Below are 5,343 nucleotides of genomic sequence, written 5' to 3'. Positions count from 1 at the left end.
GATGCTTGCCTTCGAGGTCGATGGCGTTGAGGCCATTGAACTCGCGGCGCCGCGCGCCGACGGACGAGGCGAGCCACTTGTCGGCGATGCTCAGATCGAGCGGGCCGTTATTCCAGTTGCCCTCGGCGTCGCGCGTGCGATTCGAGAAGAAGTGATAGTCGGGCCACCAGGTCAGCCCGCCGACCTCCACGCACAGTTCGGTCTGCGTGCGCATCATGAAGTCGCGGCTGCGCGGGTTGTAGCCCGTAAAGTCGTGATCCATGATGATCGGGCGGGCGGCGGCCGTCATGACACCACTCCCCTGCACTGCGGGTACTTGTCCAGGAAGCGATCGATGGTTGCGGCGCCGCGCAGGATGCGCCTGCCGTTGACCGGACGCGTGAGCAGCCGGCCCGTCGCCTCATCGACGTTGAGGTTGAAGAGGATGATGACTTTGCAGTGCGGGCAGTACGTCGCCATCTGGGCGACGAGTTGCCAGCCGACGCGAATGCGAGTGCTCGCCGCACGGCCAGTGCCGCACTCGACCACGGCCTGCGGGCCGATGATGGTTTCGCAGGTCGGGCACTCCAGGCGGATGATCTCGCGCGGCACGCTGCCGGCATCGCCGGTGGCGAGCACCGCGGCCCGCTGGTCAGCGGCCGTCTGTTCGCGCATGGGAACTCTTTTCAATGTGCGCCCACAGCGTGGGTGGCTTGAAGTGCTCATCCCGCTCTCCTCTTCCGCCTCGCGTCGACGTTGTATTGCTTGACGGATTCCCCGCACTCGCGAACATCGATGGCAGCGCGGTTGCCCCGCGACTTCGCTTCATCGCGCAGGCAGCGGGCGAGCATGACCGCGTCGTCGTGCCGACCGCGCACTTCCAGCGTCCTGACCGGCTCGCTGTCGGGGAAGTACTCGATGGCCATCACGAGAAACATCACGCCGCCCTCCCGCGATGATCGAGGTCCCCCGGCAGAGCCGGGGGCTTTGCGGCCTCGCGCCGCTTTCGATCCGCCACGATCTTGTTGAGCGCGCTCTTCCAACCCCAATCGCTCATGCGGCGACGCAGGTCGCACACGGCGCGGGCGGTGTGGAAGTTCAGCCCGTCGGCGGCGCATTGATCGAAGAACCACTTGCGGTAGGCGCTCATCGCTTCACCGCCTTCCGCGCTTTGGCCCGGCGCATCTGCCGCGTCTCGGCCGGTTGCACACCGTCGCCGCGCCACGAACCCACGATGTGGTTCGCACGCTTCTCGAATCGCCGCATCGAATGCTGCGCACTTCGCAGCGCGCGGCAGTACGGATCGATGTTGAGATTGATGGGCTGCATCGCCAACGCCGCCGTGTAGGCCGCGATGAAGCTGCTGCCGCCAGTTCTCTCGGGCATCACACTCATCGCCTCACCGCCTTCCGGTTCATGCCCTCGGCGCTGCGCGTGATCCAGTCCTCGTACATGGCGTCGATGAGCTTGGCCACGCCCAGGATCACCGCGATGTACTCGGGCAGCGTGTGCCGCAGATCCGCGATGAGTTCGCCGTCATCGCCGTCGACGCGCCGATCCCGCAGGATGCCCAGGAGGCGATCGACGAACAGCCCGTGGTCGTTGTGCAGGCGCTGCAGTTTCAGGAAGGCCTCGGTCATCGCCGCTAGGTCGCGCCCCGTGCCGACGTCGGGCAGGGCGTACACGGCGTACTTGCGCGGATCGATGAGCAGCCGCATGATGCGCTCATCGCGCAGCTGGTCGAACAGCAGCGCCCATCGCTCGATGCTGATGTGGATGCGGTGATTGAGCATGAGGTAGACGGCCTGCTCGGACACGCCCCACAGGGAGGCGAGCTGCTGGCGGGTGATGCCCTGCTCGTCATCGACGATGGTGCGCAGCAGTTCGACGGCCCGCGAGTCGTGGGCCGTCGTTTCGGCGAGTGCGTTCATGATCTCGCTTTGGCTTGCGGCGTCCATGCCGGGGTCCTCGATCAGCGCTGCGCTTTTGGGCGCAGCTTGAAGCGCAGCGGCGGGCGAGCGCCCGCTATGCTGCTCAGCGAAAACGCACCGCCGGCGATTGGGCCGGCAGTGCGCGGAGGGGAGAAATGAGTCGAGCCAGGCACTAGGCACTGGGCACCAGGCACTGGGGAATCGACCGCGCCGGGCTGTCGCTCGGCGCGATCCTTGGTTCGACCGACACTGGAGTTTTCCTCGATCGGCAGACCTCCACTGGTACATGCCACGGCGCGGCCCGCGACTCGCGAGCCTTCAACGCAGAGGCGTTCACGTTGCAAAACGCCGCGCGGGTGGGCTGCCCGGCCATCGCCCGCGCAGCGCGAAAAAGATTCGAGCGCGGGACAACGAGTCACCGCGCGCGTGTGGGACTCAGCGCCGTGTTTGGCGAAATTGGGGCGCTGGGTAGGGGGCATGATCGCGATCAAAGCAGTGGTCATGCGGACCTCCGCTTCGAGCGCGAGTTGTGGACAGCCCCCCGCACGGCCGTTGGTTGCTCGTGTGGGGGCGCGATAAGAGGGCGAACCTGATGAGCCATCGACTCGATTTCGATCTGGGCGAGCCGCTCAGAAGCCAGCGCTTCGAGGCAGCGAGAGGCGGTCTTGTACCGGCGCTGCCGCTGAACCGCGACGAGCCGCGCGATGAGATGCGCGTCGTGCGTGGTCACTCGTTTGGGAATCGGGTCGCTCATGTACGTCACACTATGACGTACTGATCGGAGGGGTCAAGTGGATTACGTCAAAAATGACGTACATTTTCACCACGGGTCATCGGCCGTACTGTGCCACATGCCCAAAGGGCGTCAGCGATTCAACCCGACTTTGCCGGACTGGCTCTATCCCATGCTTGAAGAGGAGAAGCGGGCGCTCGGCCCGGGCGACAAAACGCACGGAGCTGCCCAGCGGGTCGCGATGGCGGCGCTGATGATCTACTTCGCGCTGCCCGAGGACGACCGGCGGAACCTTGCGCGGCTCATGTCGAAACGAGAAAAGCCCAGTGTTTCCCGCGATTTCGAGGCGCACTGGATCGGTGATGCAATCGAGGCGATCAGCGAATTAGGCGAAGCCGAGACGATGCAGTTCGTGAAGGGGATGCGGGCTCGATTAGAACGGCTGCACACCTTGGGCACGTCGGGGGGTCGCCCCGGAGCGGCGTCCCACACGAGCAAACGCCGCCGCCCAGCCTGAACAGATGGCGGCGAAGTTCCGGGAGGGACACGGTCGTGGTGACATTGCAGAACTCGTCGGCATCGCGGCGTCGAAGGTCTGTTTGCATGATGGTGAACGTATCCGAGCAAACCCCTAACGTCAAGGGCGGATTGACTCGGCCCCGCCGGACTTGGAGAATCCGACATCGCAACGAAGGAGAGCGACCATGTGGCGAACATTTGCAGCGGTACTTGTCGGCCTGATGCTTTGCGGCCTGGCCCGGGCACAGGAGCCGGACGCCGATTCTGGCGATCGACTCGAAGAAATCTCGCAGGTCATCGCTGATCTCGAAGCGCGGATCATGTCGCTCGAAGACGAGAATGCAGTGCTGCGTCAGGCGGTCGAAGATCTTGATCGCATTGTCGCGGAGCTGCGCAGCCCGGCCGGCGCGACGCGGCGCGACATCACGGCTGAGGTGAAGGACCATCCGACCTTCCGCCTTGAAGAAGTGCGCAAGTACGACCCGGCACCCGAGAGGGCGCGGCTCGCGGAGATCGACAAGAGACTCACGGAGATTGCCGAATCGACCGAAAAAACCCAGCGGACGTTGGACGCAAACAAGAGGAAGAAGGATGTGAGCTCGGCTGATACGGCGCGGCTCAATAGTACGCTCAGCTCGAACAGGATCGAAGCGCGCCGGTTGCAGGTCGAAGCGGCGCGTATTCAGCGAGAGGTTGCTGTGCCGCGATTCTGGCTGATGGGCTGGGACGGCGACAATGATGTGATGCTGCTGACGACGCGCGACGAAGCGGAACTGATGCGCATGGTTCGCCAGGGCGACTGCCTCCAGTGGGTCGGTGAAGTGGTTGAAGCCGGCTTGATCGGCGCGGAGGCAAAGCCCTACGAAACGGTGATCGCCAAGCGCGTGTGGAGAATGGAGAACCAGGCACCGATTGCCGATCGGCCGAAGGATCACACCGCAGTCTGGGCGCCGCTGATCGAGAAGACAGCAAGTCCGAAATCCACGCCTCTTCCGCATCTTCCGAGCGGGCTGAGGAAGTAAGCGCGATGGAGTGGAACCTGCAATTCGAGGGCGCGTTCCAGCGAATTCCGCTGTGGGTCTGGTTCATCAGCGTGTTCGTTTTCGGGCTGCAGACTGGATGGTTGCTGTGCGTGATCAAACGCCGTTGGATCGAGCGGACTTGACGCGATGGCGCGACGCGCCTACTGGATTCGCTGAATGCACGGCGCAGTGAAACGCGCCGGCCTCCGGCCCCTCGGGGCCGCTGACAACTCACCGCCGCGACGCGATAAGCGCGGCCACCAGATCGGGAGCAACGGGGCCTAGGGAACCCCGCCTGATCGCAGAAACGCCAAGGATGGTGTTTCGTGGCCACCAGCGCACTGAAGCGGATTCTTCTCGGCAAGTACCCCTGCATCACAACCAGCGACACTCCCCCGCACGGCCGTTGCACACTCTCTCCCGCGAAACGGCAAGCCATCCGCGAATACGCGGAGGGAATCGCCGTCCTTGCGATGATCGCCATCGTCGCGCTGCTGCTGCTCGCCGTCGGCGGGTGCGCCGCACCCAAGCACGCGGCCGAGGCGTACCACAAGGCGACGATCGTCACGCACGATCTCATCCTGCCTGACCTGGTTGTCTACGTCCAGGCCGATGACGGCATTGATGAACTCGAGCGAGCCGCCCGCCTCAAGGCGATCACCCGCCAGGAGACGCTCGACGATCTCAACACGCCCAGCCCCGAGTACTGCGCGGCGACGATCGCCAACCACGCGACGCTGCTGCCCCAGGCGCGGCAGTACTTCGAGGCCGACCCCGAACTGACCGGCGGCGCCCTGCGCCTGCGCACGCTGGTCATCGAAGAACAGCAGCGCCTCGATGCGCAGTGGCAACTCGACTTCGGCGCCCCCACCCCCACGCCCAACTCAACCCCGACAGGAGTGAATCGCGATGGCCAGATCAACGCAGAGCCCGGCAACCACGAGCGTGCAGCAATGGTGGAACGAGACGATCGCCGAGTTCGCCAAGGAAGCGAAGATGCTGCCGGCCGACGCGGCCAGGCTCACGGGCGAACTGGGCGACATCGCGATGGACTACTCGCGCAACGGCCGATCGATGACGGCCAAGGACGCCGCGCTCGCCAAACAGGCGGGCAACCTGGCGATCACGACGGCGATCGTGCGCAACCTGGGGCGCGAGG

At 64.9% G+C, this 5,343-nt stretch carries 10 protein-coding genes; 4 read left to right on the top strand and 6 right to left on the bottom strand.

The genetic code is table 11. The annotated features are described in order from the left end of the window. The 6 genes from IT430_03905 to IT430_03880 form a co-directional block, all read right to left on the bottom strand. Positions 1–289: hypothetical protein (locus IT430_03905; GenBank protein MCC6907064.1), on the bottom strand; the 289-nt coding region annotated here is incomplete at its 3' end. Then, positions 286–654 carry a hypothetical protein gene (locus IT430_03900; GenBank protein ID MCC6907063.1) on the bottom strand — a complete coding sequence of 123 codons (369 nt, stop codon included), beginning with the start codon at positions 652–654 and terminating at the stop codon, positions 286–288. The genes IT430_03900 and IT430_03905, both read right to left, overlap by 4 nt. A gap of 47 nt (positions 655–701) precedes the next feature. Further along, positions 702–920, bottom strand: coding sequence for a hypothetical protein (locus IT430_03895; GenBank protein MCC6907062.1), 219 nt, complete (start codon positions 918–920; stop codon positions 702–704). Beyond that, positions 917–1,129: a hypothetical protein gene (locus IT430_03890; GenBank protein MCC6907061.1), complete on the bottom strand. Its 213-nt coding sequence runs from the start codon at positions 1,127–1,129 to the stop codon at positions 917–919. Before IT430_03890 ends, IT430_03895 begins: the two co-directional genes overlap by 4 nt. Next, positions 1,126–1,365 (bottom strand): hypothetical protein, encoded by a 240-nt coding sequence (locus IT430_03885; protein ID MCC6907060.1) that lies wholly within the window; start codon positions 1,363–1,365, stop codon positions 1,126–1,128. Before IT430_03885 ends, IT430_03890 begins: the two co-directional genes overlap by 4 nt. A gap of 5 nt (positions 1,366–1,370) precedes the next feature. After that, positions 1,371–1,937: a hypothetical protein gene (locus IT430_03880; protein ID MCC6907059.1), complete on the bottom strand. Its 567-nt coding sequence runs from the start codon at positions 1,935–1,937 to the stop codon at positions 1,371–1,373. A gap of 764 nt (positions 1,938–2,701) precedes the next feature. On the opposite strand from IT430_03880, the gene IT430_03875 reads away from it, so the two are divergent. The 4 genes from IT430_03875 to IT430_03860 all read left to right on the top strand — a co-directional run. Next, positions 2,702–3,160 carry a hypothetical protein gene (locus IT430_03875; GenBank protein MCC6907058.1) on the top strand — a complete coding sequence of 153 codons (459 nt, stop codon included), beginning with the start codon at positions 2,702–2,704 and terminating at the stop codon, positions 3,158–3,160. A 187-nt stretch (positions 3,161–3,347) separates the two neighbouring features. Beyond that, on the top strand, positions 3,348–4,184 hold the full coding sequence (locus tag IT430_03870; protein MCC6907057.1) for a hypothetical protein: 837 nt from the start codon (positions 3,348–3,350) through the stop codon (positions 4,182–4,184). A gap of 5 nt (positions 4,185–4,189) precedes the next feature. Beyond that, on the top strand, positions 4,190–4,327 hold the full coding sequence (locus IT430_03865) for a hypothetical protein (GenBank protein MCC6907056.1): 138 nt from the start codon (positions 4,190–4,192) through the stop codon (positions 4,325–4,327). 183 nt (positions 4,328–4,510) lie between these two features. Beyond that, positions 4,511–5,343 (top strand): hypothetical protein (locus tag IT430_03860; protein ID MCC6907055.1); only part of this gene is annotated, 833 nt, incomplete at its 3' end.

This window comes from Phycisphaerales bacterium (assembly GCA_020852515.1).
Lineage (GTDB): Bacteria > Planctomycetota > Phycisphaerae > Phycisphaerales > UBA5793 > UBA5793.
This window is presented reverse-complemented; position numbering and strand designations above follow the sequence as displayed.